This is a genomic window from Mesorhizobium cantuariense (assembly GCF_042647205.1).
GTDB lineage: Bacteria > Pseudomonadota > Alphaproteobacteria > Rhizobiales > Rhizobiaceae > Mesorhizobium > Mesorhizobium cantuariense.
This window is the reverse complement of sequence record NZ_JBHRVD010000001.1, coordinates 5,028,642-5,051,118: the sequence shown is the minus strand read 5'-3', so window position 1 is coordinate 5,051,118 and position 22,477 is coordinate 5,028,642. Positions and strand designations below refer to the sequence as shown.

Annotated in this window: 27 protein-coding genes; 15 read left to right on the top strand and 12 right to left on the bottom strand. The window is 62.6% G+C overall.

The features are described 5' to 3' along the window. Nucleotides 1-96 precede the first annotated feature (96 nt). The 3 genes from ACFOJ9_RS24720 to ACFOJ9_RS24710 are packed head-to-tail and all read left to right on the top strand — an operon-like array spanning nucleotide 97 to nucleotide 2,620. Nucleotides 97-726, top strand: coding sequence for a DUF1285 domain-containing protein (locus ACFOJ9_RS24720; RefSeq protein WP_378982196.1), 630 nt, complete (start codon nucleotides 97-99; stop codon nucleotides 724-726). Further along, nucleotides 726-1,358: a CoA pyrophosphatase gene (locus ACFOJ9_RS24715; protein ID WP_378982194.1), complete on the top strand. Its 633-nt coding sequence runs from the start codon at nucleotides 726-728 to the stop codon at nucleotides 1,356-1,358. Before ACFOJ9_RS24720 ends, ACFOJ9_RS24715 begins: the two co-directional genes overlap by 1 nt. Then, nucleotides 1,355-2,620: a CCA tRNA nucleotidyltransferase gene (locus tag ACFOJ9_RS24710; RefSeq protein WP_378982192.1), complete on the top strand. Its 1,266-nt coding sequence runs from the start codon at nucleotides 1,355-1,357 to the stop codon at nucleotides 2,618-2,620. Before ACFOJ9_RS24715 ends, ACFOJ9_RS24710 begins: the two co-directional genes overlap by 4 nt. 87 nt (nucleotides 2,621-2,707) lie before the next feature. Here ACFOJ9_RS24710 and ACFOJ9_RS24705 read toward each other — a convergent pair whose 3' ends face one another. From ACFOJ9_RS24705 to hemF, 3 genes are all read right to left on the bottom strand, one after another. Then, complete coding sequence (locus ACFOJ9_RS24705; RefSeq protein WP_109659722.1) at nucleotides 2,708-2,893, bottom strand: DUF1059 domain-containing protein; 186 nt, start codon at nucleotides 2,891-2,893, stop codon at nucleotides 2,708-2,710. A gap of 225 nt (nucleotides 2,894-3,118) precedes the next feature. After that, nucleotides 3,119-3,379, bottom strand: a complete 261-nt coding sequence (locus tag ACFOJ9_RS24700; protein WP_378982190.1) for a DUF1344 domain-containing protein — start codon at nucleotides 3,377-3,379, stop codon at nucleotides 3,119-3,121. Between the two features lie 258 nt (nucleotides 3,380-3,637). After that, nucleotides 3,638-4,552 (bottom strand): oxygen-dependent coproporphyrinogen oxidase, encoded by a 915-nt coding sequence (gene hemF / locus ACFOJ9_RS24695; protein ID WP_378982188.1) that lies wholly within the window; start codon nucleotides 4,550-4,552, stop codon nucleotides 3,638-3,640. A 114-nt stretch (nucleotides 4,553-4,666) separates the two neighbouring features. Between hemF and ACFOJ9_RS24690 the strand changes: the two genes are divergently transcribed. Then, nucleotides 4,667-4,924 carry a hypothetical protein gene (locus tag ACFOJ9_RS24690; RefSeq protein ID WP_027039410.1) on the top strand — a complete coding sequence of 86 codons (258 nt, stop codon included), beginning with the start codon at nucleotides 4,667-4,669 and terminating at the stop codon, nucleotides 4,922-4,924. A gap of 27 nt (nucleotides 4,925-4,951) precedes the next feature. Here ACFOJ9_RS24690 and soxR read toward each other — a convergent pair whose 3' ends face one another. Continuing rightward, the gene (soxR, locus tag ACFOJ9_RS24685) at nucleotides 4,952-5,395 is read right to left on the bottom strand and encodes a redox-sensitive transcriptional activator SoxR (protein ID WP_352627586.1); all 444 of its coding nucleotides are present in this window, start codon (nucleotides 5,393-5,395) and stop codon (nucleotides 4,952-4,954) included. A gap of 213 nt (nucleotides 5,396-5,608) precedes the next feature. Next, complete coding sequence (locus ACFOJ9_RS24680) at nucleotides 5,609-6,067, bottom strand: tRNA (cytidine(34)-2'-O)-methyltransferase (protein ID WP_378982186.1); 459 nt, start codon at nucleotides 6,065-6,067, stop codon at nucleotides 5,609-5,611. A gap of 443 nt (nucleotides 6,068-6,510) precedes the next feature. Between ACFOJ9_RS24680 and ACFOJ9_RS24675 the strand changes: the two genes are divergently transcribed. The 5 genes from ACFOJ9_RS24675 to ACFOJ9_RS24655 are packed head-to-tail and all read left to right on the top strand — an operon-like array spanning nucleotide 6,511 to nucleotide 11,512. Beyond that, nucleotides 6,511-6,906, top strand: coding sequence for a hypothetical protein (locus ACFOJ9_RS24675; protein WP_378982184.1), 396 nt, complete (start codon nucleotides 6,511-6,513; stop codon nucleotides 6,904-6,906). Nucleotides 6,907-6,934: 28 nt separating this feature from the next. Then, nucleotides 6,935-8,821: an ABC transporter ATP-binding protein gene (locus tag ACFOJ9_RS24670; RefSeq protein ID WP_378982182.1), complete on the top strand. Its 1,887-nt coding sequence runs from the start codon at nucleotides 6,935-6,937 to the stop codon at nucleotides 8,819-8,821. A gap of 10 nt (nucleotides 8,822-8,831) precedes the next feature. After that, nucleotides 8,832-10,715 carry an ABC transporter ATP-binding protein gene (locus ACFOJ9_RS24665; RefSeq protein WP_378982180.1) on the top strand — a complete coding sequence of 628 codons (1,884 nt, stop codon included), beginning with the start codon at nucleotides 8,832-8,834 and terminating at the stop codon, nucleotides 10,713-10,715. Between the two features lie 43 nt (nucleotides 10,716-10,758). Beyond that, nucleotides 10,759-11,199: a GNAT family N-acetyltransferase gene (locus tag ACFOJ9_RS24660; RefSeq protein ID WP_378982178.1), complete on the top strand. Its 441-nt coding sequence runs from the start codon at nucleotides 10,759-10,761 to the stop codon at nucleotides 11,197-11,199. A 1-nt stretch (nucleotide 11,200) separates the two neighbouring features. After that, nucleotides 11,201-11,512 (top strand): DUF6665 family protein, encoded by a 312-nt coding sequence (locus ACFOJ9_RS24655; RefSeq protein WP_378982176.1) that lies wholly within the window; start codon nucleotides 11,201-11,203, stop codon nucleotides 11,510-11,512. Between the two features lie 3 nt (nucleotides 11,513-11,515). On the opposite strand, the gene ACFOJ9_RS24650 is transcribed toward ACFOJ9_RS24655, so the two are convergent. From ACFOJ9_RS24650 to ACFOJ9_RS24640, 3 genes are read right to left on the bottom strand one after another with little or no spacing between them, the layout of a single operon-like run. After that, nucleotides 11,516-11,860, bottom strand: a complete 345-nt coding sequence (locus ACFOJ9_RS24650) for a cupin domain-containing protein (protein ID WP_378982174.1) — start codon at nucleotides 11,858-11,860, stop codon at nucleotides 11,516-11,518. Nucleotides 11,861-11,866: 6 nt separating this feature from the next. Next, nucleotides 11,867-12,289, bottom strand: a complete 423-nt coding sequence (locus ACFOJ9_RS24645; protein ID WP_378982172.1) for a type II toxin-antitoxin system VapC family toxin — start codon at nucleotides 12,287-12,289, stop codon at nucleotides 11,867-11,869. Further along, nucleotides 12,289-12,564: a type II toxin-antitoxin system Phd/YefM family antitoxin gene (locus ACFOJ9_RS24640; RefSeq protein WP_378982170.1), complete on the bottom strand. Its 276-nt coding sequence runs from the start codon at nucleotides 12,562-12,564 to the stop codon at nucleotides 12,289-12,291. The genes ACFOJ9_RS24645 and ACFOJ9_RS24640 overlap by 1 nt, the downstream gene beginning before the upstream one ends. A 260-nt stretch (nucleotides 12,565-12,824) precedes the next feature. On the opposite strand from ACFOJ9_RS24640, the gene petA reads away from it, so the two are divergent. From petA to ACFOJ9_RS24610, 6 genes are all read left to right on the top strand, one after another. After that, nucleotides 12,825-13,385, top strand: coding sequence for a ubiquinol-cytochrome c reductase iron-sulfur subunit (gene petA, locus ACFOJ9_RS24635; protein WP_378982168.1), 561 nt, complete (start codon nucleotides 12,825-12,827; stop codon nucleotides 13,383-13,385). A 16-nt stretch (nucleotides 13,386-13,401) separates the two neighbouring features. Continuing rightward, complete coding sequence (locus ACFOJ9_RS24630) at nucleotides 13,402-14,703, top strand: cytochrome b (RefSeq protein ID WP_378982166.1); 1,302 nt, start codon at nucleotides 13,402-13,404, stop codon at nucleotides 14,701-14,703. An 89-nt stretch (nucleotides 14,704-14,792) separates the two neighbouring features. Further along, nucleotides 14,793-15,665 (top strand): cytochrome c1, encoded by an 873-nt coding sequence (locus ACFOJ9_RS24625; protein WP_378982164.1) that lies wholly within the window; start codon nucleotides 14,793-14,795, stop codon nucleotides 15,663-15,665. 192 nt (nucleotides 15,666-15,857) lie between these two features. Beyond that, nucleotides 15,858-17,003: an alpha-hydroxy acid oxidase gene (locus ACFOJ9_RS24620; RefSeq protein ID WP_378982162.1), complete on the top strand. Its 1,146-nt coding sequence runs from the start codon at nucleotides 15,858-15,860 to the stop codon at nucleotides 17,001-17,003. A gap of 9 nt (nucleotides 17,004-17,012) precedes the next feature. Then, the gene (locus ACFOJ9_RS24615) at nucleotides 17,013-17,558 is read left to right on the top strand and encodes an adenine phosphoribosyltransferase (protein WP_378982160.1); all 546 of its coding nucleotides are present in this window, start codon (nucleotides 17,013-17,015) and stop codon (nucleotides 17,556-17,558) included. A 209-nt stretch (nucleotides 17,559-17,767) separates the two neighbouring features. Then, the gene (locus tag ACFOJ9_RS24610; protein WP_056580349.1) at nucleotides 17,768-18,850 is read left to right on the top strand and encodes a transposase; all 1,083 of its coding nucleotides are present in this window, start codon (nucleotides 17,768-17,770) and stop codon (nucleotides 18,848-18,850) included. Between the two features lie 208 nt (nucleotides 18,851-19,058). On the opposite strand, the gene ACFOJ9_RS24605 is transcribed toward ACFOJ9_RS24610, so the two are convergent. From ACFOJ9_RS24605 to ychF, 4 genes are all read right to left on the bottom strand, one after another. Then, complete coding sequence (locus ACFOJ9_RS24605; protein ID WP_378982158.1) at nucleotides 19,059-19,529, bottom strand: MaoC family dehydratase; 471 nt, start codon at nucleotides 19,527-19,529, stop codon at nucleotides 19,059-19,061. Next, nucleotides 19,526-20,002, bottom strand: coding sequence for a MaoC family dehydratase (locus tag ACFOJ9_RS24600; RefSeq protein ID WP_378982156.1), 477 nt, complete (start codon nucleotides 20,000-20,002; stop codon nucleotides 19,526-19,528). The genes ACFOJ9_RS24605 and ACFOJ9_RS24600 overlap by 4 nt, the downstream gene beginning before the upstream one ends. A gap of 128 nt (nucleotides 20,003-20,130) precedes the next feature. Then, entirely contained in the window at nucleotides 20,131-21,105 is a 975-nt protein-coding gene (gene corA, locus ACFOJ9_RS24595) for a magnesium/cobalt transporter CorA (protein WP_378982154.1), read from the bottom strand. Between the two features lie 233 nt (nucleotides 21,106-21,338). Beyond that, complete coding sequence (gene ychF / locus ACFOJ9_RS24590; RefSeq protein WP_378982152.1) at nucleotides 21,339-22,442, bottom strand: redox-regulated ATPase YchF; 1,104 nt, start codon at nucleotides 22,440-22,442, stop codon at nucleotides 21,339-21,341. Between the last annotated feature and the right edge of the window lie 35 nt (nucleotides 22,443-22,477).

The following is a 22,477-nucleotide window of genomic DNA, read 5'->3' as shown; positions in this document are numbered from 1 at the left end:
ATAGGTTGCCGCGATTCGGCTCGCGTGGCGCCTACGTTAAAACTTAAATCACAGACTTAGGCTGACAAGCGCAACAACAGTGACTATTTCGTGACCATGACGGAACCCTTGGAACATCGTGAAGAAAGCCTGACTGATGCCACCGAGGCGCGCGGTCTCGAGGCGCTGATCGCGCGCGCGGCACGCGCCGGCAAGGGTGCAGCACCCGTCGAGCGCTGGAATCCGGACTTCTGCGGCGATCTCGACATGGAAATCAGAGCCGACGGCACCTGGTTCTATCTGGGCACGCCGATCGGGCGCATGCCGCTGGTGCAGCTTTTCTCCTCCGTGCTGCGCAAGGACGCCGACGGCAGGACCTATCTGGTGACACCGGTGGAAAAGGTCGGCATCCGCGTCGCCGATGCGCCGTTCATTGCCGTCGAAATGGATGTTTCCGGCGACGGCGACGCGCGGACCATCACCTTCCGCACCAATGTCGGCGACGTGGTCGAGGCCGGGCCGGAGCGGCCGCTGCGTTTCGTCGACGAGAACGGGACCGGCGGACTGAAACCCTATGTGCTGGTGCGCGGCCGCCTAGAGGCGCTGGTGGCGCGGCCGGTGATGTATGAGCTGGTCGGGCATGGCGAGGAGATCGAGATCGGCGGCAAGACCATGTTCGCGGTGCGCTCAAAGGGCGCGGTGTTCCCGATCATGCCGGCGGACCAGTTGAAGCGGCTGAGCGCGTGATGGACCAGGTGTCGCCGGCGCCGTTTTCCTCAGCGGATTTTCGCGCGCGCTTTGCCGCGCAGCCGGATGCGCATGCCGGTGACGAGTATGGCGACCATCGATTCAATCCGGGTCATCCGCGCCTCAACCAGGGCAAGGCGCTGCGCGATGCCGCCGTGCTGATCCCGGTTGTCGATCATGAGGGCGATGCGACGGTTCTGTTGACCAAACGGGCCGAAAAGCTGCGCAACCATTCGGGGCAGGTGGCCTTTCCCGGCGGCACCATCGACCCGACCGATCCAAGCCCGGAAGCGGCGGCGTTGCGCGAGACCTTCGAGGAGATCGGCCTTGGCGACGATCGCATCGAGATCATCGGCCGCATGCCCGATTACGTCGCCGGCAGCGGCTACCGCATCGCGCCGGTGCTGGGCATTGTGCGGCCGGGTTTTGAGCTGACGCTCAACACCGACGAGGTCGACGCCGCCTTCGAAGTGCCGTTGCGCTTCCTGATGGACCCCGCCAACCACAAGCGCGACAGCCGCATGTGGAACGATCTCGAATGGTTCTTCTACGACATGCCTTATGGCGACCGGCGCATCTGGGGCGTCACCGCCGGCATCATCCGCACGCTGTATGAAAGGCTTTATGCGTGAGTGTCTCGATCGCGGGCAGGGCCGACTGGCTCACCGACAAGCATCTGCAGCGCCTGCTGGCCGCACTGGCCGAGGGCGGCGAAGAGGCGCGTGTCGCGGGCGGCGCGGTGCGCAACACGCTGATGGGCCAGCCGGTCGCCGATATCGACATCGCCACCACTTGCCTGCCGCAGGAAACCATCCGCCGCGCCGAGGCTGCAGGTTTCAAGGCGGTGCCGACCGGCATCGAGCATGGCACGATCACGGTGGTCGCCGGCGGCAAGCCCTATGAAATCACCACCTTGCGCGCCGACATCGAGACCGACGGGCGGCGCGCCAAGGTGTCGTTCGGGCGCGACTGGAAGCTTGACGCCGAGCGGCGCGATTTCACCATCAACGCACTCTATGCTGAGGCCGACGGCAGGGTTGTCGACCTGGTCGGCGGCATCGCCGACATCGAGGCACGACGGCTGCGCTTCATCGGCGACCCGGAAGCGCGCATCCGTGAGGACTACCTGCGCATCCTGCGCTTCTTCCGCTTCTTCGCCTGGTATGGCGATGGCCGGCCGGATGCCGAGGGGCTAAAGGCTTGCGCGCGGCTGAAGGAGGGGCTCGCCCAACTTTCGGCCGAGCGCATCTGGTCGGAATTGAAAAAGCTTTTGTCGGCGCCTGATCCCTCGCGGGCGCTGCTCTGGATGCGGCAGGCCAGCGTCTTGACGGCCGCACTGCCGGAAAGCGAGAAATGGGGCATCGACGCGATCCACGGGCTGACCAGGGCCGAGAAGGACCTCGGTTGGACACCCGACCCCTTGCTGCGGCTGGAAGCGATAGTGCCGCCGGACGCCGCGCGCATGAAGACGCTCGCCGAGCGCCTCAAATTCTCGACTGCTGAAGCGGATCGCCTGCGCCACTGGGCGCTTGCCACCGCTGTCGAGCCGAAGACGACCGAGGGCGAACTGGCAAAAAGGCTCTATCGCGGCGACCGGCAAGGGTTTGTCGACCGGCTCAGATTGTCGCTCGCCGGGGCACGGGCGCGCGCTGTCGAGGACACCGACGCGCTGCTTGAAGCCGGCGGCTTTTCGCGGCTGCTGGCCTTCGCTGTGAAATGGGAAAAACCGTTGTTTCCGCTGAAAGGGGCCGATCTGACGGCGCTCGGCGCAATTCCAGGGCCGAAACTTGGCGAAATCCTCAGGAATCTCGAGGCGGAATGGGTCGAAGCAGGATTTGCGTCCGATCGCGGCGCGCTGCTTGAGCGTGCCGCGGAAGCCTTGAAAGCCGGGTAAAGTATTTGTCAGCGCAATTCCTAAGGGAAAGCGCTATGCGCTTTTCCCGGGAAAACCGCTGCGCAGTTTTCCCGGAATTGCTGCAAATCAGGCCGCGTCGCGGGCCTTCTCGATGCGCGAGCGGATCGCCTCGATCATCGTCTCGCGGATGACCGTCTCGCCATGCGTCTCGCGCATGTGCTCGACGGCACGGCGCATAACCTCGGCCTCCTCATCGGCACGCGTGTGCCAGTCACAGCCGGGAACAAGCGACCCGCAGTGAAATTCCTTCATGGGATTTTCTCCTTTTTCCTCCGTGGAGCCTGGTCGAGGCTCCCGCACTTTGGTCCGATTTCCAGGGTTGAATCCGCGAACCGCGAGCGGGTGGAAAGCATAACACAGATGGCGTGGTATTGGTTGCCGTCAACGGCAAAAAGGCGGAGCAGCGCTGCTCCGCCTTTTTGCGCTATCCCGAAGCAGGACCAGACACCGCCTCGTCCTGCTTTGGCGGGCAGGCCATCACTTGGTGATCTTGACGGACTCGGCAATTTTTTTCTTGCCGCTCATGTCCCATGAGACGCGGACCTTTTCACCGACCTGCAGGCCAGGATCCTTGAAGGTCTTGGGAAGCGTGAAAGACGATCCGTCATCGAGGACCAGGCTCATGGCCGTTGCGTCAAAGGTCTTGATCGTTCCGGTGGTGTGCTTGACGGCGGCGAACGCCACCGAACCGGAAGCGAGAAGGGCAGCGGCGGCTGCCGAAACAATGATCTTGCGCATTGCGAAGTACTCCTGGAGAGGCGGGCATCGTTTTTTGACGAAGATGTCCCGCATCGTCTGGGCCGTCCGGTCGCGTCGGGTCGCGGCCCGCTCTTAGGCGAACCGCCGGCGCTTCCCGACCCGGCGCCACAAATAGACCAGTCTTTTCAAGAGCCTATTAGACGAAAAAGAAATTTTTCGACGCACCGCGTGCCACATTCCATGCCCATTTCGAACGAATGGGACATCAATGCGGCTCACGCCGCGCTCACCATTTTGTTACGGCCAGCGAACCTCAGGGGGCAGGCTGGAGAGGATAGCCGCGACATTGCCGCCAGTCTTCAGTCCGAAGATGGTGCCGCGATCGTGAAGCAGATTGAATTCGACATAGCGGCCGCGGCGGATGAGCTGTTCGTCGCGATCGCCGTCGGTCCAGTTCTCGTTGAAGTTGGCGCGCACGAGATGGCCGTAAACGACGAGAAAAGAGCGGCCGACATCCTGGACGAAGTTGAAATCGGCATTCCAGCCGCCTCTGTCCTCGCCTGAATGCAGCCAGTCGAAGAAGATGCCGCCGGTGCCGCGCGGCTCGTTGCGATGCGGCAAATAGAAGTACTCGTCGCACCAGGCCTTGAATTTCGGGTAGTCGGCCACCGCGACGTTCTTCTCGCAAGCGAATTGCATGGCGCGGTGGAAAGCGACCGTGTCGGGGTCGTCCTGGGTGCGGCGGCTGTCGAGCACCGGCGTCAAATCGGCGCCGCCGCCGAACCATTGGCTAGATGTGACCACCATGCGCGTGTTCATGTGCACGGCCGGAACGTTGGGGTTCCAGGGATGCGCGATCAGCGAAATGCCGGATGCCCAGAAGCGCGGATCTTCCTCGGCGCCGGGCATCTGCTTTCTGAATTCGGGCGAGAACTCGCCGTAGACGGTCGAGGTGTGGACGCCGACCTTCTCGAAGACGCGCCCGTGCATCATCGACATGGTGCCGCCGCCGCCGCGGCCCTCGTCGCGTTCCCACGGCGTCTTTTCGAAACGACCCGGAGACCATGAGGCCAGCGGCCCGCCAAGATCCTGCTCGATCTGCTCGAAGGTGGTACAGATGCGTTCGCGCAGCGCCTCGAACCATAGGCGCGCCTTCATCTTCTTCTGTTCGATGTCGGCGGGCAGGCCTGCCGGTATTTCAGGTCGTTCCAAGTGCCGTCTCCGGTTGGGGCGGCGAGTCCTACAAATGACTCGTCTTTTGCCGGCGCGATCCCTAATCTCTTAGGGGACAGGGTCAAGTGTCATTACGGTGCAAGGAGTTGTTTCGTGCGCACCCCGGCAAGACCGCCGCTGGATGGCCTGAAGAAAAGGCTCGACCAAAGCCGGGCCGAACACGCGCGCATGCCGCGCGATGGTTTCCTGCGCGAGACCTTCGTGCTGCCGCGCTCCGATGCGCGGCTCAAGGCCAAGGAATGGTTCGAGCGCTTTCCCAAGCAGGCCTACTGGACCGAGATCGAAAGCTGGTTCGAGCGGCCGGGCGACCTCATCGAGTTCACCATCAGGCGGTTGCCGGCGGCGGATTGAAGCGTGGCGTGCCTCCCGACAAGGGGCTCAGCCAGCAACCAGCCTTCTCGCCCCCGTGCCTTCCCTCGCCAGCCGGTCGCCCTTGTTGCGCAGCGGGCATTTGTCGATCGACATGCAGCCGCAGCCGATGCAGTCGGTCAGCCCGTCGCGCAGTTTCTTCAACTGGGCGATCTTGTGATCGAGGCCGTCGCGCCAGGCGGTCGACAGCAGGTTCCAGTCATCGCGTGTCGGCGTGCGACCCTCGGGCAGCGATGCCAGGGCCGTGCCGATTTCGGCCAAAGAGATGCCGACCTCCTGCGCCACCTTGATGATCGCCACGCGCCGCAGCACGTCGCGGCCGTAGCGGCGCTGGTTGCCCGACGTGCGGTGGCTGCGGATCAGGCCGCGGGCCTCATAGAAATGCAGCGCCGACACCGCCACCCCGCTGCGCATGGCCACCTGGCCGACCGTCAATTCCGTTACAGGCGCCATGTCTGATTTTCCGCCCCGATTTTTCTGCTTGACCTCAAGTTAAGTTGAGCTTGTAGCGAAGAAACCCTGGATGTGCAAACGAAGGAGAAGGCGATGTGCGCCTGGGTCAAGATGACGGGAGACGGAGTGCCGCTAGGTCTTGACGCAATTCCCCAGGGAAAGCGCTACGCGCATTTCCCGGGAAAACCGCTTCACACTTTTCCTGGAATTGCTTTAGCCGAGTTGCCGGATGGCTTCGCCCGCCACCATGGCGACGGACAGCGCGACGTTGATGCTGCGCGCCGCGCCCTGCATGGGGATGGTCAGCCGCGCATCCGCCGCCTGATGGACAGGATCTGGAACGCCTGCGGATTCGCGGCCGAACAGAAGGATGTCGCCATCGCCGAAGGTGAAGCTGGTGTAAGCGGTCGTGGCTTTGGTGGACAGCAGCACCAGCCGGCGCGCGCCAGTTTTGCGCCAGTCCTCGAAGGCGTGCCAGTCGACATGCCGGGTCAGGGCAGCCATTTCGAGGTAATCCATGCCGGCTCGCTTGAGCGCTTTGTCGGAGAGCGGAAAGCCGGCCGGTTCGATGATGTCGACGCCGAGCCCGAGGCACGCGGCGAAGCGCAGGATTGTCCCGGTGTTGCCGGCGATATCCGGCTGGTAGAGCGCGATGCGGAGACAACAGTTCACTTCCGCGTCCTTCTAATAAGTGGCAGATCGGCCACAGCGGGCGCGCGGTTTTGGAAATTGCTGGACCTGCGGGTGGCCATTTTCTGCGAAGTCGGGTATGTCAGCTCCATTGTCAACCCGAACCGATGGAGGGGTAATTCATGATGACCATGCACATCCAGCGCCCCTCTCGTGGGCTTACCTGCCTGCTGGCGGTTTCGGTACGACAATTCTCCTGACTCTCTAAGACTTGATCGCACCGATTCCCGCCGAAACGTTTTTTCGGCTCTCGAAGGAATCCTGCGATGTTTTTCAAAAAGTCAAAAGGGCTGAACGCCCCACCTGAACCCGTCCGGACCGATGCTTATCGTGTCTCGACCGGCGCAATGCGTGCCTCCGGCCGAATGCCGGCGGACGATATTGCTTCGCCTTTTTATCTCTATTTTCACACGGAGGACGGACCGATGTTCGATCCCTACAGAATACCGGGCTCAAGGAGCCTGCATATCCACCGACTGCCGACCTGGGCGCTGCTGATCGGCGACACCTATTCGTCGGCCGTTCACGCCGAAGTCCGCCGCCGGCCGCATCGCGGCATGCTGCCGGACGTCGATTTCTCGCGCGCGGTTCCCGACCCCAGCCGGCCGTCGCTGGTGCGCCGGATCGTCCGTTTGATCCGACCCAGCGCGAAAATCCGGATCGTGAACAGTGCGCCGTCAGGATCGTCAGGCGCGCCTGTCGGCGAAAAGCCCGCGAGCCCCTATATTGCGCGAAGCAGGGCCGACGGTCCGGATGATTCCGGACCGTCGGCCGTCGACGCCGTGGGTTCCGGAGACTTCGTACGCTCCCGTGCCGCATAAGCGGAAAACAGATTTGTGAGCATGACCTATGTTGTTGTTTAGCTGGTTTGAAAGACGGCTCGATCCATTCCCCGCGGCGGAACCGGTCGAGCCGCCCAGGACGCTTGTTGCCTTCTGCGTGCATTATACGCGCGGCGCGTGGCCCTATATCCTTCTCGACGCGGTGCTGGTGACGGCCATCGCGATCGCGGAAGTGTGGATGTTCGGCTTCCTCGGCCGCATCGTCGACTGGCTGTCGGGGCAGAATCGCGAAACCTTCCTGCAGACGGAAGCCTGGAAGCTCGCCGGCATGGCGTTCATCGTGCTGTTTGCGCTGCCGGGCACGGTATGGCTGCATTCGCTGCTCAACCAGCAGACGCTGATGGGCAACTATCCCATGCGCATCCGCTGGCAGGTGCACCGCTATTTGCTCAAGCAGTCGATGAGCTTCTATCAGGACGAGTTCGCCGGCCGCATCGCCACCAAGCTGATGCAGACGGCGCTTGCCGTGCGCGAATGCGTCATCAAGCTGATCGATGTCCTGAACTACGTCATCGTCTATTTCCTTGGCATGCTGGTCATCGTCGGCTCGGCCGACTGGCGGCTGGCCGCGCCGCTCGGCGTCTGGCTGGTCGGCTACATCCTGTTGCTGCGCTATTTCATCCCGAAGCTGGGCAAGGTCGGCGAGGAGCAGGCCAATGCGCGCTCGACCATGACCGGCCGCGTTGTCGACAGCTACTCCAACATCCAGACGGTCAAGCTGTTCAGCCACGCACGCCGCGAAGCGTCGTTTGCGCGGGAAGGCATGGCCGGCTTCCTGCAGACAGTCTACCGGTCGATGCGGCTGGTGACGGTGCTTTTCGGCCTGCTCTACATCATGAATTCGCTGCTGCTGTTTTCGGTCACGGCGATGGCGCTGTGGCTGTGGCTCGGCCAGTCGGTGACGATCGGCGCGGTCGCGGTGGTCATCGGGCTGGTGCTCAGGCTGTGGGGCATGTCGCAATGGATCATGTGGGAAATGTCGGGCCTGTTCGAGAATATCGGCACGGTGCAGGACGGCATCGCCTCGATCTCGTTGCCACGCCTGGTCGAGGACAAGCCCGGCGCGAAGGACATCGCCGTTTCCAGGGGTGAGATACGCTTCGAGGACATCCGCTTCCACTATGGCAAGCAGAAGGGGGTGATAGAGAACCTGTCGCTGGCGGTGAAGCCGGGCGAGAAGGTCGGCATCGTCGGCCGCTCCGGCGCCGGCAAATCGACGCTGGTCAACCTCCTGCTGCGTTTCTACGACCTGGAGAGCGGAAAGATCCTGATCGACGGCCAGGAAATCGCCGATGTGACACAGGATTCGCTGCGCGCCCAGATCGGCATGGTCACGCAGGATACCTCGCTGCTGCATCGTTCGGTGCGCGAGAACATCCTCTATGGCCGGCCCGATGCTTCAGAAGAACTGCTTGTCGAGGCAGCGGGGCGCGCCGAGGCGCTGGACTTCGTATCAGGGCTTTCGGACGCCAAGGACCGTAAGGGCTTCGATGCCCATGTCGGTGATCGCGGCGTCAAATTGTCCGGCGGCCAACGGCAACGCATCGCCATTGCTCGCGTTATGTTGAAGGATGCACCCATACTTATCCTTGACGAAGCGACCTCGGCGCTTGATTCCGAAGCCGAGGCGGCGATCCAGGAGAATCTCTACAAGCTCATGCAAGGCAAGACCGTCATCGCCATCGCGCACCGACTGTCGACCATCGCCGCGATGGACAGGCTGGTGGTGATGGACAAGGGCCGTGTCATCGAGGAAGGTTCGCACGAAGAACTCGTCGCCAAGGGCGGGCTCTACGCGCAGCTCTGGCAGCGCCAGTCGGGCGGGTTCCTGCTCGACGAAGGCCCAGCCGCCGCCGCCAATGACGCACTTGCAAAGGGGCAAGCCGCAGAATGATGGCCGCCGCATGATGACAGCCGTCTATCGCTGGTTCGAGAACTGGGTCTATCCGTTCAGGGAGCCGGCGAATCTTCGGCCACCGACCAGCGTCGGCGGCTTTCTCTGGCACTATGTCGGCCAGGCGAAGTTCGCCTTCTTCGCCATGCTGGTCATCGGCGGCATCGCGCCGCTGGTCGAGGCCGGCCTGTTCTACTTCGTCGGGCGGCTGGTCGATATTCTCGACCAGCTTCCCGCCGAGCGCAGCTGGCACGCTTTGTGGAACGCCGCAGGCTCTGAACTGGTGTTCATGATTGCGGTGGTGCTGGTCATCCGCACCATCGTCGTCGGCCTTTCGGCGCTGGTCGACGAACAGACGATCACGCCCGGCTTCTACAATCTGGTGCGCTGGCAGGCGCACCGGCATGTGTCGCGCCAGTCCTACGCCTTCTTCCAGAACGATTTCGCCGGCCGCATCGCCACCAAGGTGTGGCAGGCCGGGCAAGCGACCGGCGACCTGATGGAAAGCTTCATCGAGGTCGTCTGGTTCATGGTCGTCTACACGGTGACGACGCTGGCGCTGGTCGCCGGACTGGATCTCAGGCTGGCGGTGCTGGTGGTGATCTGGATTTCCGCCTTCGGCTGGCTGGCCAAGCTCTATCTGCCGGCAATCCGCAAGCATGCCGAGGAAACCGCCGAGGCCGGCTCGATGATCACCGGCCGCATCGTCGATTCCTATTCCAACGTACAGACGCTGAAACTGTTTTCGGCCGACGGCGACGATCGCTACATCAAGAACGGCTTCGACATCTATCTCGACGCGCTGCGTCCGTTTACCCGTCGGCTGACCGGCGTGCGCATGGCGCTGACGACGCTGTCGGGCATCATGATCACGGCGATCGGCTGTTTTGCCGTCTATCTCTGGGTCGAGGGCTCGATCACCGTCGGCGCGGTCGCTTTCACCCTGTCGCTGGTGCTGCGGCTCAACATGCTGCTCGGCCGGCTGATGATGCAGCTCAACAGCATCTTGCGAAACCTCGGCGTGCTGGAAAATTCCAAGGCGCTGATCTCGCAGCCGCTCGGCCTCACCGATGCGCCCGACGCAAAGGAGCTCGTGGTGGCAGGCGGGCGTATCGAGGTGAAGAACGTCGAGTTCCACTACGGCAAAGGATTCGGCGTGCTGAACGGCATTGACCTCGTCGTGCGGCCGGGCGAGAAGGTCGGACTGGTCGGACCGTCGGGCGCAGGCAAGACGACCCTCGCCAATCTGATCCTGCGCCTCTACGACCTCGAGAGCGGGTCGATCACCATCGACGGCCAGGATGTCGACAAAGTTACGCAGAATTCGCTGCGCGCCAATATCGGCGTCGTCAGCCAGGACACGGCCCTGTTCCATCGTTCGCTGCGCGACAACATCAAGCTCGGCATGCCTGACGCGACCAATGCCGAAGTGATCGCGGCGGCGAAAAAGGCCGAGGCGCACGAGTTCATCCTGACCTTGCGCGACAACAGGGACCGCGCCGGCTACGAGGCTTTTGTCGGCGAGCGCGGCGTCAAACTGTCGGGCGGCCAGCGCCAGCGCGTGGCGATCGCCCGCGTCTTCCTCAAGGACGCGCCGATCCTGATCCTCGACGAAGCGACCTCGGCACTCGATTCCGATATCGAGGCGGCGATCCAGGAGAATCTGACGCGGCTGATGGAAAACAAGACGGTCATCGCCATCGCCCACCGTCTGTCGACGATCGCAGCACTCGACCGGCTGGTGGTGCTCGACGGTGGCCGCATCGTCGAGCAAGGCACGCATGACCAACTGGTGGCGCTCGACGGGCTTTACGCGCGGCTGTGGAAGCGGCAGTCCGGCGGTTTTCTCTACCACGAGGACAGCGTGCTCGGAGAGACACGCCCGGCGGAGTAGCTCCATGGGCGGGTCGCCAAGTGTCAGCCCGGAGGTCGGCTATGTGCTCAAGCGGCTCCGGCCAACCATTTCGGCCTTCGACGCGCTGAAGGAGGAGAGCCGGCTGGAAGGCTACTGGATGCTAGTGCGCCTGGCGGATGGCTGGGCAAGCGGCCGCAACAAGTTCCTGAAGCGCGGCGAGGCGCTGTACGGAGCCTGGCATGGAAGGGAACTCGCCGGCGTGTGCGGGCTGAACATCGATCCTTATTTCGAGGGCAGGGACCACGGCCGGGTCCGGCACCTGTTCGTCAGTGCGCGTCACCGTCGCACCGGCCTTGGCCGGATGCTGGTCGGGACCGTTATCGACAGGACCCGTCACCATTTCGCCGTGCTGAACACCCGCGCGCCGCAAGAAGCCTTCGGTTTCTATGAACGGCTTGGCTTTCAGCGCGTGGAAGGCGAAGAGTTTGTCACACACCGCATGATTTTCGGGAAAGGGGGCTGACATGTCCTTGCGTCCGCCATCTCATCTTGCCGGCGCTGCCGCTGCCGAAGCCGCCTTCGACGCGCTCGGCCATGAAATATTGGCGGAGAAGGCGGCCGCGCTCGGCCGTGCCGGCCAACGGGTCGAGGAAACGCTGGCCAGGCTGCGCGACAATGCCGACGAGCAACTGCGCCCCCGGCTGCTCAAGGATGCCGCCGAGGCGGTGCATGGCTATTTCATCCAGCGCGAGCTGTGCGGGTTGCGCAAGCACGATGCCGTCATTCGCGAATACAGCATCCCAAAGGCGGTGCTGGCCAGGCTCGGAGCGAAATAGGGATCACTCCAGCCATTCGGTAATGAAGCTGCCGTTCTCGTGGATGTCGGTCGTCTCCAGCGGGCCGGGGCCGAGATTGGTGAATTTGTGCGGCGTGTGGGGCGGCACGATGACAATCTGGCCGGCCGAGGCCTCGAGCTCCTTGTCGCCGACGGTGAACAGGCCGGTGCCCTGACGGATGATGAAGATCTCCGCGTAGGGATGCGTGTGCAGCCGCGGGCCGCCGCCGACATCAGGCAGGTAGTTAAAGATCAGGCAGGAGTTGGAGCCGTAGGCGCCGCATTGCAACTCGCCCTTCCAAAGGTCGGAGCCAACAGCCCAGGTGTCGCGGTCTATGATGTGTGCCATGGCTATCTAGCCCTTCGCGGGTATCCAGGGATTGAAAAGCTTCACCCTGGTGCCCTCAAAATCCTTGGTATTGCGTGTCACGACCGTCAAATTATTGACGAGCGCGGTGGCGGCAATGAGGGCATCACGCTCCGGCTTCGGATCGGGAACGTGGAGGTTTGCGCAACGCACGACAACGGCCGTGTCTATGCTCAGTATCCGGTCGTCAAACTGTGGAATCAGTATCTGATCCAGCCACTCACGGTACATGGCGGCCTGGCGGGGATCCTTCTTCGACAAGAGCAACGTTCCGATTTCGAGTTCCAGGATCGAAATGACCGACATGAAAAAGCTGGCGATGTCGTGAGTCTCTGACCAGGCTAAAACGTTGCGATCGGTCTTGTCCCGACGACGCAGATTCGAAACGACATTGGTGTCGAGAATGAACATCAGTCGAGTTCGGGAACCTTGAAAAACGGCCCTTCCAGGCGAGGTGGTTCCCAATCGAAATCTGCTTCGGGGCGATCGTCGGCGATCGCGTCCGCGAGGCTTCTCGGCTTCTTCTCCAAACGCTGATATTCCTCCATAGACATCAGTACATGGGAAGGCTTGCCGCGGTCGGTGATGATAACCGGTCCGTTCCTGGCAGCCCGCTTGGCAAGCGCCGTGTCCTGGTTGAATTCACGGCTCGACATGATGGTGACCGTCTTCGTCGAGATGTTCATTTCAGCACCTCCATTCGGGAGATGTAGACATATTGCTACATTCAGCCAAGCACGTCAAATTCATCGCTGTGCGGAACACCCGCGACAATCTGCCCTTGTGCCTTCACCCGTCTGGACAAAAACGGGCTTCACGCATAAACCGAAGTCCAAATGCCGGAGGAATTCGCAAGCCTGTTCGCCATGCGCTGTCGGGTTGGCGTAATTGAGCGGGGAACAAGGCTCAGCCACCGGCACGGAAGAGGCGAAAGGATCAGGCACCCGTGAGCGCAACCGACATCCAGGATCCCAACCGTCGTGATTTTCTCTACGTCGCCACCGGCATGGCCGCAGTGGTCGGCGCGGGGGCCTTCGCGTGGCCGTTCATCGACCAGATGCGCCCCGACGCCTCGACGCTGGCGCTCGCCTCGGTCGAAGTCGACGTCGCCTCGCTGACACCGGGCATGTCGCTGATCGTCAAGTGGCGCGGTAAGCCGGTCGTGGTGCGCAACCGCACCGAACAGGAAATGAAGGACGGCGAAGCGGTCAAGCTGGGCGACCTCAAGGATCCGATCGCCCGCAACGCCAACCTGCCGGCCGATGCGCCGGCGACCGACGCCAACCGCACCACGCCCGGTAAGGAAGCCTGGATGGTGATGGTTCAGGTCTGCACCCATCTCGGCTGCATTCCGCTTGGCCAGGAAGGCGATTTCGGCGGCTGGTTCTGCCCATGCCATGGCTCGGTATACGACACGGCCGGACGCATCCGCAAAGGCCCGGCGCCTGAGAACATGGCAGTGCCGGTATTCAAGTTCATTTCCGATACCAAGATCCTTATCGGTTGAGGCAGGGGACATTTCGATGAGCGAGGGACACTCGACCTATACGCCCAAAACCGGTCTCGGACGCTGGTTCGACGCCCGCATGCCGCTGCCGCGGCTGGTCTATGACAGCTTCATCGCCTATCCGGTGCCGCGCAACCTCAACTATGCGTGGACCTTCGGCGGCATCCTGGCAATCATGCTGGTGGCGCAGATCCTGACCGGCATCGTGCTGGCCATGCACTACACGGCCGACACCAATCTCGCCTTCGGCTCGGTCGAGAAGATCATGCGCGACGTGAATTCGGGCTGGCTGTTGCGCTACATGCATTCGAACGGCGCCTCGTTCTTTTTCGTCGCCGTCTACATCCACATCTTCCGTGGCCTCTATTACGGTTCCTACAAGGCGCCGCGCGAGCTGCTGTGGATCCTCGGCTGCATCATCTACCTGCTGATGATGGCGACCGGATTCATGGGCTACGTGCTGCCATGGGGGCAGATGAGCTTCTGGGGCGCCACCGTCATCACCGGCTTCTTCAGTGCCATTCCGCTGGTCGGCGACTGGATCCAGCAGCTGCTGCTCGGCGGCTTCGCCGTCGACAATCCGACGCTGAACCGCTTCTTTGCCCTGCATTACCTGCTGCCGTTCATGATTGCCGGCGTTGTCGTGCTGCATATCTGGGCGCTGCATGTCGTCGGTCAGTCGAACCCGACCGGCATCGAGATCAAGTCGAAGACTGACACCGTCGCCTTCACCCCCTACGCGACCATCAAGGACGCGTTCGGCATGATCGTGTTCCTGTTCTTCTTTGCTTATTTCGTCTTCTACCTGCCGAATTATCTCGGCCATCCCGACAATTACATCGTCGCCAACCCGCTGAAGACGCCGGCCCACATCGTGCCCGAATGGTACTTCCTGCCGTTCTACGCCATCCTGCGCGCCATCACCTTCAATGTCGGGCCGATCAACTCCAAGCTCGGCGGCGTGCTGTGCATGTTCGGCGCCATCGTCATGCTGTTCCTGGTGCCGTGGCTCGACACTTCGAAGGTGCGCTCGGCGGTCTACCGGCCCTGGTACAAGCTGTTCTTCTGGCTGTTCGTGGCCGATGCCATCCTGCTTGGCTGGCTGGGCTCGCAGCCGGCCGAAGGCAGCTATGTGTTCATGGCGCAGATGGCGACACTGGTCTACTTCGCCTTCTTCCTGGTCGCGCTGCCGGTGCTCGGCCTGATCGAGACGCCGCGACGGCTGCCCAACTCGATCACCGAGGCGGTGCTCGAGAAGAACAAGGGCGGGGGCGGACATCCGGCAGGCGCCACGGCCGCGCCAGAGACCAAGGGCTGAGCATGATCCCGAAAAGTGGGAACCGGTTTTCGGACAAGATCATGCTCAAACAGGAAGACAGAGCGGTAGAGAATCTAAGGGGATTTGGCATGAAAAAGATTCTCACCTCGCTGGCGCTGGTCGGCCTCGTGGCCGTCGGCATCGGGTCGGCGGGCACTTGGGCGATCGCCGCCGAAGAGGCGCACAACGCCGCCGCGCCGACGCATTTCCCGATCCACGAGCCGAAGGAAATGAGCTGGAACTTCACTGGCCCGTTCGGCACCTATGACAAGGCGCAGCTGCAGCGCGGCCTCAAGGTCTACAAGGAAGTCTGCGCGGCCTGCCATTCGATGAACCTGGTGGCGTTCCGCACGCTGTCGGACCTCGGCTATTCCGATGCGCAGATCAAGACGCTGTCGGCCGAGTACACCATCCATGACGGCCCCAACGATGCCGGCGACATGTTCGACCGTCCCGGCAAGCCGTCCGACCATTTCCCGGCACCGTTCGCCAACGAGGAAGCAGCCGCTGCCTCCAATGGTGGCGCTGCACCGCCCGACATGTCGCTGCTGGCCAAGGCGCGCGGTATCGAGCGCGGCTTTCCGCAATTCGTCTTCGACATCTTCACCCAGTATGACGCGGGCGGCCCCGACTACATCCACTCGCTGCTGACCGGCTACGACGAGACACCGCCTGCCGGCATGGTCATCCCGGAAGGCACCCACTACAACCCGTACTTCATGTCTGGCGTGTCGCTGAAAATGCCCAAGCCGCTGTCCGACGGCCAGGTGACCTATGATGACGGCGCGCCGCAGACCGTCGACCAGTATTCTCGCGACGTCTCCGCCTTCCTGATGTGGGCGGCTGAACCGCATATGGAAGACCGCAAGAAGACGGGCTTCCGCGTGCTGGTGTTCCTGCTTTTGTTCGGCGCGCTGGTCTATCTCACCAAGCGCAAGGTGTGGGAAGGCGTGGCCCACTAAACCGGGCCGAGCCAAAGGATTACAAAAGGGCGCTTAGAAGCGCCCTTTTTGCTGAGGCGGGCTGGGATTTCAGCCCGGTTGTCAGGTGCAGTCTTGTCGAACAAGCCCGTTGGCAGGGAGACATCTGATTGATATTCGACGCAGGAAACGGCGGCGAAGGGCTCGCTCCGAAATGGCATTTGGAACTCGATGATGCGGCTCAGCGACTGTCACAACTTTTCCGATTTCCGCCGCATGGCGCAGCAGCGGCTGCCGGGGCCGATCTTCAATTACATCGACGGCGGGGCGGACGATGAGGTCACCTATCGCCGCAACACCGAAAGCTTCGAGACCTGCGACCTGGTTCCCAACGTGCTGCGCGGGGTGAGCGAGGTCGACATGTCGGTGACGGTCATGGGCCAGAAGCTGGCAATGCCGTTCTATTGCTCGCCGACCGCCTTGCAGCGCCTGTTCCATCATCAGGACGAGCGCGCGGTCGCCAAGGCCGCCGCCAAATATGGCACCATGTTCGGCGTCTCCTCGCTTGGCACCGTCAGCCTCGAGGAAGCGCGCAAGATCAGCAGCAGCCCGCAGGTCTACCAATTCTATTTCCACCGGGATCGCGGCCTCAACCGGGCGATGATGCAGCGGGCAAAGGCGGTTGGCGTGGAGGTGATGATGCTGACCGTCGACAGCATCACCGGGGGAAACCGCGAGCGCGACAAACGCACCGGCTTTGCCATTCCCTTCAAGCTCAACCTGGCCGGAATGGCGCAGTTCGCGCTCAAGCCGGCCTGGGCGATCAACTATTTCACCCATGAAGGGTTCAAGCTGCCGCAGCTCGACGAGCACGTCGACATGGGCGGCGGCACGATGTCGATCAGCCGCTACTTCACCGAGATGCTCGACCCGTCGATGACGTGGGACGACGTCGCCGAGATGGTCAAGCTGTGGTCGGGTCCGTTCTGCCTCAAGGGTGTCATGTCGGTGGAGGATGCCAGACGCGCCGTCGACATCGGCTGCAGCGGCATTGTGCTGTCGAACCATGGCGGCCGGCAGCTGGATGGTTCGCGGGCGGCGTTCGACCAGCTTGCCGAGATCGTCGATGCGGTCGGCGACAGGATAGACGTCATCATGGATGGCGGCGTGCAGCGCGGTACGCATGTGCTGAAGGCACTGTCGCTCGGCGCCAAGGCCGTCGGCGTCGGCCGCTATTATTTGTTCCCGCTCGCGGCGGCCGGCCAGCCCGGCGTCGAACGGGCGCTTGAGCAGATGCGGGTCGAGATCGAACGTGGCATGAAGCTGATGGGCTGCAGTTCGATCGAACAATTGTCGCGCAACAACCTCCGATTCAGGTAATCTCGAACCATGAAATCCTCGCTCGAAGACACGTTGCTTGCCGCGATCCGCACCATTCCGGACTATCCCAAACCCGGCATCCTGTTTCGCGACATCACCACGCTGCTCGGCAATGCGCGCGCCTTCCGCCGCGCCATCGACGAGCTTGTGCATCCTTATGCCGGCCAGAAGATCGACAAGATCGCCGGCATCGAGGCGCGCGGTTTCATCCTTGGCGGCGCCGTTGCCCATCAGCTCTCGGCCGGTTTCGTACCGATCCGCAAGAAGGGCAAGCTGCCTTTCGAGACGGTGCGTGTCGCCTACAGCCTGGAATACGGGCTGGATGAGATGGAGATGCACAAGGACGGCGTTTCGCCCGGCGAGAAAGTGATCCTGGTTGACGATTTGATCGCCACCGGCGGCACCGCGGAAGCCGCGGTCAAGCTGTTGCGCCAGATCGGCGCCGACATCCTCGCCGCCTGCTTCGTCATCGACCTGCCGGACCTCGGCGGCCGCGCCAGGCTGGAGGCGCTTGGCGTGCCGGTCAGGACGCTGATTGGGTTTGAGGGGCATTGAGACCGGTTTGCCGAGGGCAAATTGAAAGGTCCAGTGGACCTTTCAAAGGGCTCCAACGTCCGGAGCGATAGCGAAGGGCCGGGAAGGCAACGCGAGACACCAGCGCTGGCGCCGCCCCTCATCCGCCCTTCGGGCACCTTCTCCCCGTAAACGGCATATGCGCTAAGATAGGTGTTGCAGTGGGGAATCGGTTGTGATTCTACGCTGCGATGACTCACGAATCGCTTGTAGATGACGGCTGGGCCGAGACGATTGAGCTCCTCGGCGGTGAAGAGTTGATTGCAGGGAGTGCCCGCGAGACGAAGGCGTTTCTGCGGCCGCGGGGCGTCAGGTCGGCTACTGATCTGTTGCGCCTGACACTGGCTTACTGCCTTGGCAAGGTGGGCATGCGGGGCGTCGTGGCCTGGGCGGCGGCAAGCGGGATCGCCGACATCTCGGACGTGGCGTTGCTCGGCCGGCTGCGCAATGCAGGGCCGTGGCTGCAGCAGTTGATCGGGCACCTTTTGAAGCGCGAGGAGGAAGGCTTGCCTAAGGGCCGGCTGATCCGCATCCTCGATGCGACATCGGTTGCCAAGGCGGGTGTGCATGAGAAGAAGAACAATGGCCTTTGGCGTATGCACTGCGCCTTCGATCTTGAGCGCGAGCAGTTCGATTTCCTCGAGATCACCGACCAGAGCGAGGCCGAGCTGATCGACCGCGTGCCGGTGGTGCCGGGCGAGATCCGCATCGGCGACCGCGCCTATCTGCAGGCCGAGCGGATCGCAAAGGTCATGGCGCAAGACGGCGACGTTGTCGTGCGCGCGCCGTGGAAGAATGTGCGATGGCTCGACGCCAACGGCAAGGCGTTCGATCTCATCGGCCACCTGAAGAGCTGCCGGGAGGAGGTCATCGAAACGCCTGTCTGGCTGGGCCTCAAGAAGGGCGAGCCCCTGAAGATGCGCCTGATCGCCTTGCGCAAATCCGAGGCTGCGACACAAGAAGCGCGGCGCAAAATCAACAAGGAAGCCAAGGCCAAGGGCAAGCAGGTTCAACCGGAGACGCTGATTGCCGCCGGCTTTGTCATCCTTGTGACCTCGCTTGACCAGGAGGAGTTTCCCTCCGGCACAGTTCTCAAGCTCTATCGCATGCGCTGGCGCATCGAGCTCGCCTTCAAGCGTCTGAAGAGCCTGATCGGACTGCGCGCGCCTCCAGCCAAAGACCCAAGGATCGCAAAGCCTTGGATTCTTGCCCACTTCCTCATCGCGCTTGTGACCGAACCCCTTTCGCAGGAGTTGGGTGTCTCTCCCCCTTGAGCGACGGGCGCCCGCTGCTGTGGCGCGCCACCCGCCAGATCGTCGCCTCTCTGATCGCAGCGATCTTTGCTCAACCTCCCTTGGCAGCCCTGCGCCAAAATCTCCATGCCTTGCGACATCGATGGCGTGAGCCACCACGAAAGCGCAAATTTCAGTCCATGCCGAAGCTATCTTAGCGCATATGCCGTAAACGGGGCGAAGGAAGAACCTACTCAGCCTTCACCAGCACGGCGCTCTCGAACTCCAGCACCTTGTCGCCGGTCGGATCGGAAGCCTCGCATCGCAGCGCCAGCAGCCGCCAGCCGGGGCGTGAGGCGATCGGGCGGTGGGACAGTGCGGTGCGTGTGAAGGTGATGGTTTGCCCGGCATAGACCGGCTTCAGCCATTTCAGGTTCTTGAAGCCGGGCGAGGGGCCGAATTCCGGCACCGGGCCGGGGCCGCTCCATGCAGCGACCTCGGCGTCCATGCGGTTTTCGAGATTGAGTTTCATCCAGGTCGCCGCGGTGTGCCAGCCGGATGCGCAGAGCCCTCCAAGCACGCTTTTCTTCGCGGCTTCCTCGTCGATATGGAAGATCTGCGGGTCGTATTTGCGGGCGAAGGCCTTGATCGCCTCGGGCTCGAATGTGTGCGAGCCAAGCGCCACGGTGGTGCCGATGCGGAAGAACTCGTCCAGTGTCATGCAGGGATCCCCGCGGCATCGCGCGTGAGGAACATGACGGAATTCTCGAGCTCGAAGACGCTCTCGCCACGCTGGTTGAACAGTTCGCTGCGCATGGTCACGAAGCCGAGTTGCGGCTTCGATTTCGACAGGCGCTTGGCAACAACCACCAGGGTGCCGGTGAGTTGGTCGCCGGCCAGGACCGGCTTCTTCCATTTGACCTGATCGACGCCGGGCGCGCCCTGGCAGGTCGAGTCCAGCAGGAAGGCATCGCACAGCATGCGCATGAACATGGCGCAGGTGTGCCAGCCCGAGGCCGCCAGCCCGCCAAGGATGCTGGCCTTGCCGGCCTCTTCGTCGAGATGCATCGACTGCGGGTCGAATTCTCCGGCGAATTCGACGATCTCGGCGGCGCTGACCACCTTCGAGCCAAGATCGAGCGACGCGCCCTCGACGAAATCCTCATAGGCCCAGCTTTTTGGTTTTGCAGTCATGGTCTGAAATCCGGCTCACGAACCTGCGATCCCTCAGGATCGAGGGTTTCCGGATGCAGGCCGCAGCGCATTTGGTCAAGAGATTTCTATAGCGCCACGTCGTGGCTGCATGGCCTTTGGCGGGCGGATCAGAGCCAGCCGCGGCGGCGGAAATACCAGAAGGGCAGGATCGCCGACAGCACCATCATGGCAATGGCGAAGGGATAGCCCAGCTCCCATTTGAGCTCGGGGATGACGTCGAAGTTCATGCCGTAGATCGAGGCAACCAACGTCGGCGGCAGGAAGATGACGGCGGCGACCGAGAAGATCTTGATAATGGCGTTCTGCTCGATCGAGATCATGCCAAGCGTCGCGTCGAGCAGGAAGGAGATCTTCTGCGACAGGAAGGTGGCGTGGTCGGCGAGCGACAGCACGTCGCGCGACAGCGTCTTGATGCGCGCCTTGGTGTCCTTGCTCATCTTGGTGCGGGTCGAGGCATGGGCGAAGAAGCCGGCCAGGCGTTGCAGTGAGATCAGGCTGTCGCGGATCGAAGACGCGATATCCTCCTTGCGGCCGATGGCTTTCAGCAGTTCCTGGAAGTCGCGGTTGCGCTTGGAAACCTTGGTCGAGGTTGCCTGGAAGATGTCACGCGAGATCGCCTCGATGTCGCGGCCGGCGCGCTCAAGGATATCGGCGAGACGGTCGACGATCGCCTCCAGCAACCCGATCAGGATCGTGTCGCCGCTGGTGCAGCCGGTCGCCACCTTCTCGGCGCGCTGTGGAAAGGTCTTGAAGGCTTTCGGTTCGTGATAGCGCACGGTGATCAGCCTGGTGCCGGCGAGCACGAAGGTTACCGGCGACATCAGGGGGTCGTCGATCTCGGTCTGGGCGGGCAGGGTGGCGGTCATGAAATAGGCGCCGTCCTCGACATAGAGGCGGCTCGAAATCTCGATCTCCTCCATCTCCTCGCGCGTCGGAATGGCAACGCCGAGCCAGCTCTCGATCGTCGCTTCCTCGTCCTTTGTCGGGTTGAACAGGTCGGCCCAGACGATGGTCTCGCTGGTTGCCAGGAGATCGTCGACAGCGCGCAGGCGATCATTGTCCACGACGAAGGCCTTGATCATCGCCAGATCTCCCTGCCAGATTAAAGGGGTGCGTTCGAATTGACGCGTGGTGTCGGATTGCACGGTTCTTCAGCGTGTGCGCCGACCGTGCGTCTGCCGCTTAGACCTGTGGCATGACAAAATCAAGACAAGTGGCTATCCGCGGATGGCCGCCGGCACACTCGGAAGCACTCGTCGAGAAAACTTCGCCGACAGCTTGCCGGGATGTTTCGGATACCCGCCCCCTTGAGGCATCAGGTGTTGAACTTGAACAGCAGGATGTCGCCGTCCTGGACGACATATTCCTTGCCTTCGTCGCGGGCCTTGCCGGCTTCCTTGGCCGCTACTTCGCCGCCCAGTGTGACGAAGTCGTTGTAGGCGATGGTCTGGGCGCGGATGAAGCCGCGCTCGAAATCGGTGTGGATGACGCCGGCCGCCTGCGGTGCCTTGTCGCCCTTGTGCACGGTCCAGGCGCGCGTCTCCTTCGGCCCGACGGTGAAATAGGTAATGAGGTGCAACAGCTCGTAGCCGGCGCGGATGACCTTGTTCAGGCCAGGCTCATCGAGGCCGAGCGAGGACAGGAATTCCATCTCTTCCTCGTCCGAGAGCTGCGCGACCTCGGCTTCGATCGCGGCCGAGATGACGACGGTGCTGGCGCCTTGCGCCGCAGCCATCTTCTCCACGGCCTTGGTGTGCTCGTTGCCGGTGGCGGCGTCGGCTTCGGTGACGTTGCAGACGTAGAGGACCGGGTGCGAGGTCAAAAGGTTGAGCCCCTGCAGGATGCGCAAATCTTCCGCCGAAATGCCCTTGAGCAGGACGCGGGTCGGCTTGCCTGCTTGCAGCAGTTCGAGCGCTGCCTCCATCATCGGCAGTACGGTGGTGGCTTCCTTGTCCTTGCTGCCGGCACGCTTGCGGAATTGCACGATGCGGCGCTCGAGGCTGTCGAGGTCGGCGAGCATCAGCTCGGTTTCGACCGTCTCGGCATCGGCCACCGGGTCGATGCGGCCCTCGACATGGGTGATGTCGTCATCCTCGAAGCAGCGCAGCACATGCACGATGGCGTCGACCTCGCGGATGTTGGCAAGGAACTGGTTGCCCAGCCCTTCGCCCTTCGAGGCGCCGCGCACCAGACCGGCAATATCGACGAAGGAGATGCGGGTCGGGATGATCTCCTTCGACTTGCCGATTGCCGCGATCTTCTGCAGGCGCGGATCGGGCACCGCCACCTCGCCGGTGTTCGGTTCGATGGTGCAGAACGGATAGTTGGCGGCCTGCGCCGCCGCCGTCCTAGTCAGCGCGTTGAAAAGCGTCGACTTGCCGACGTTGGGCAAGCCAACGATGCCGCATTTGAAACCCATTTTTGTCCGGTCCTATCGGGAAAATAGAAATTTGA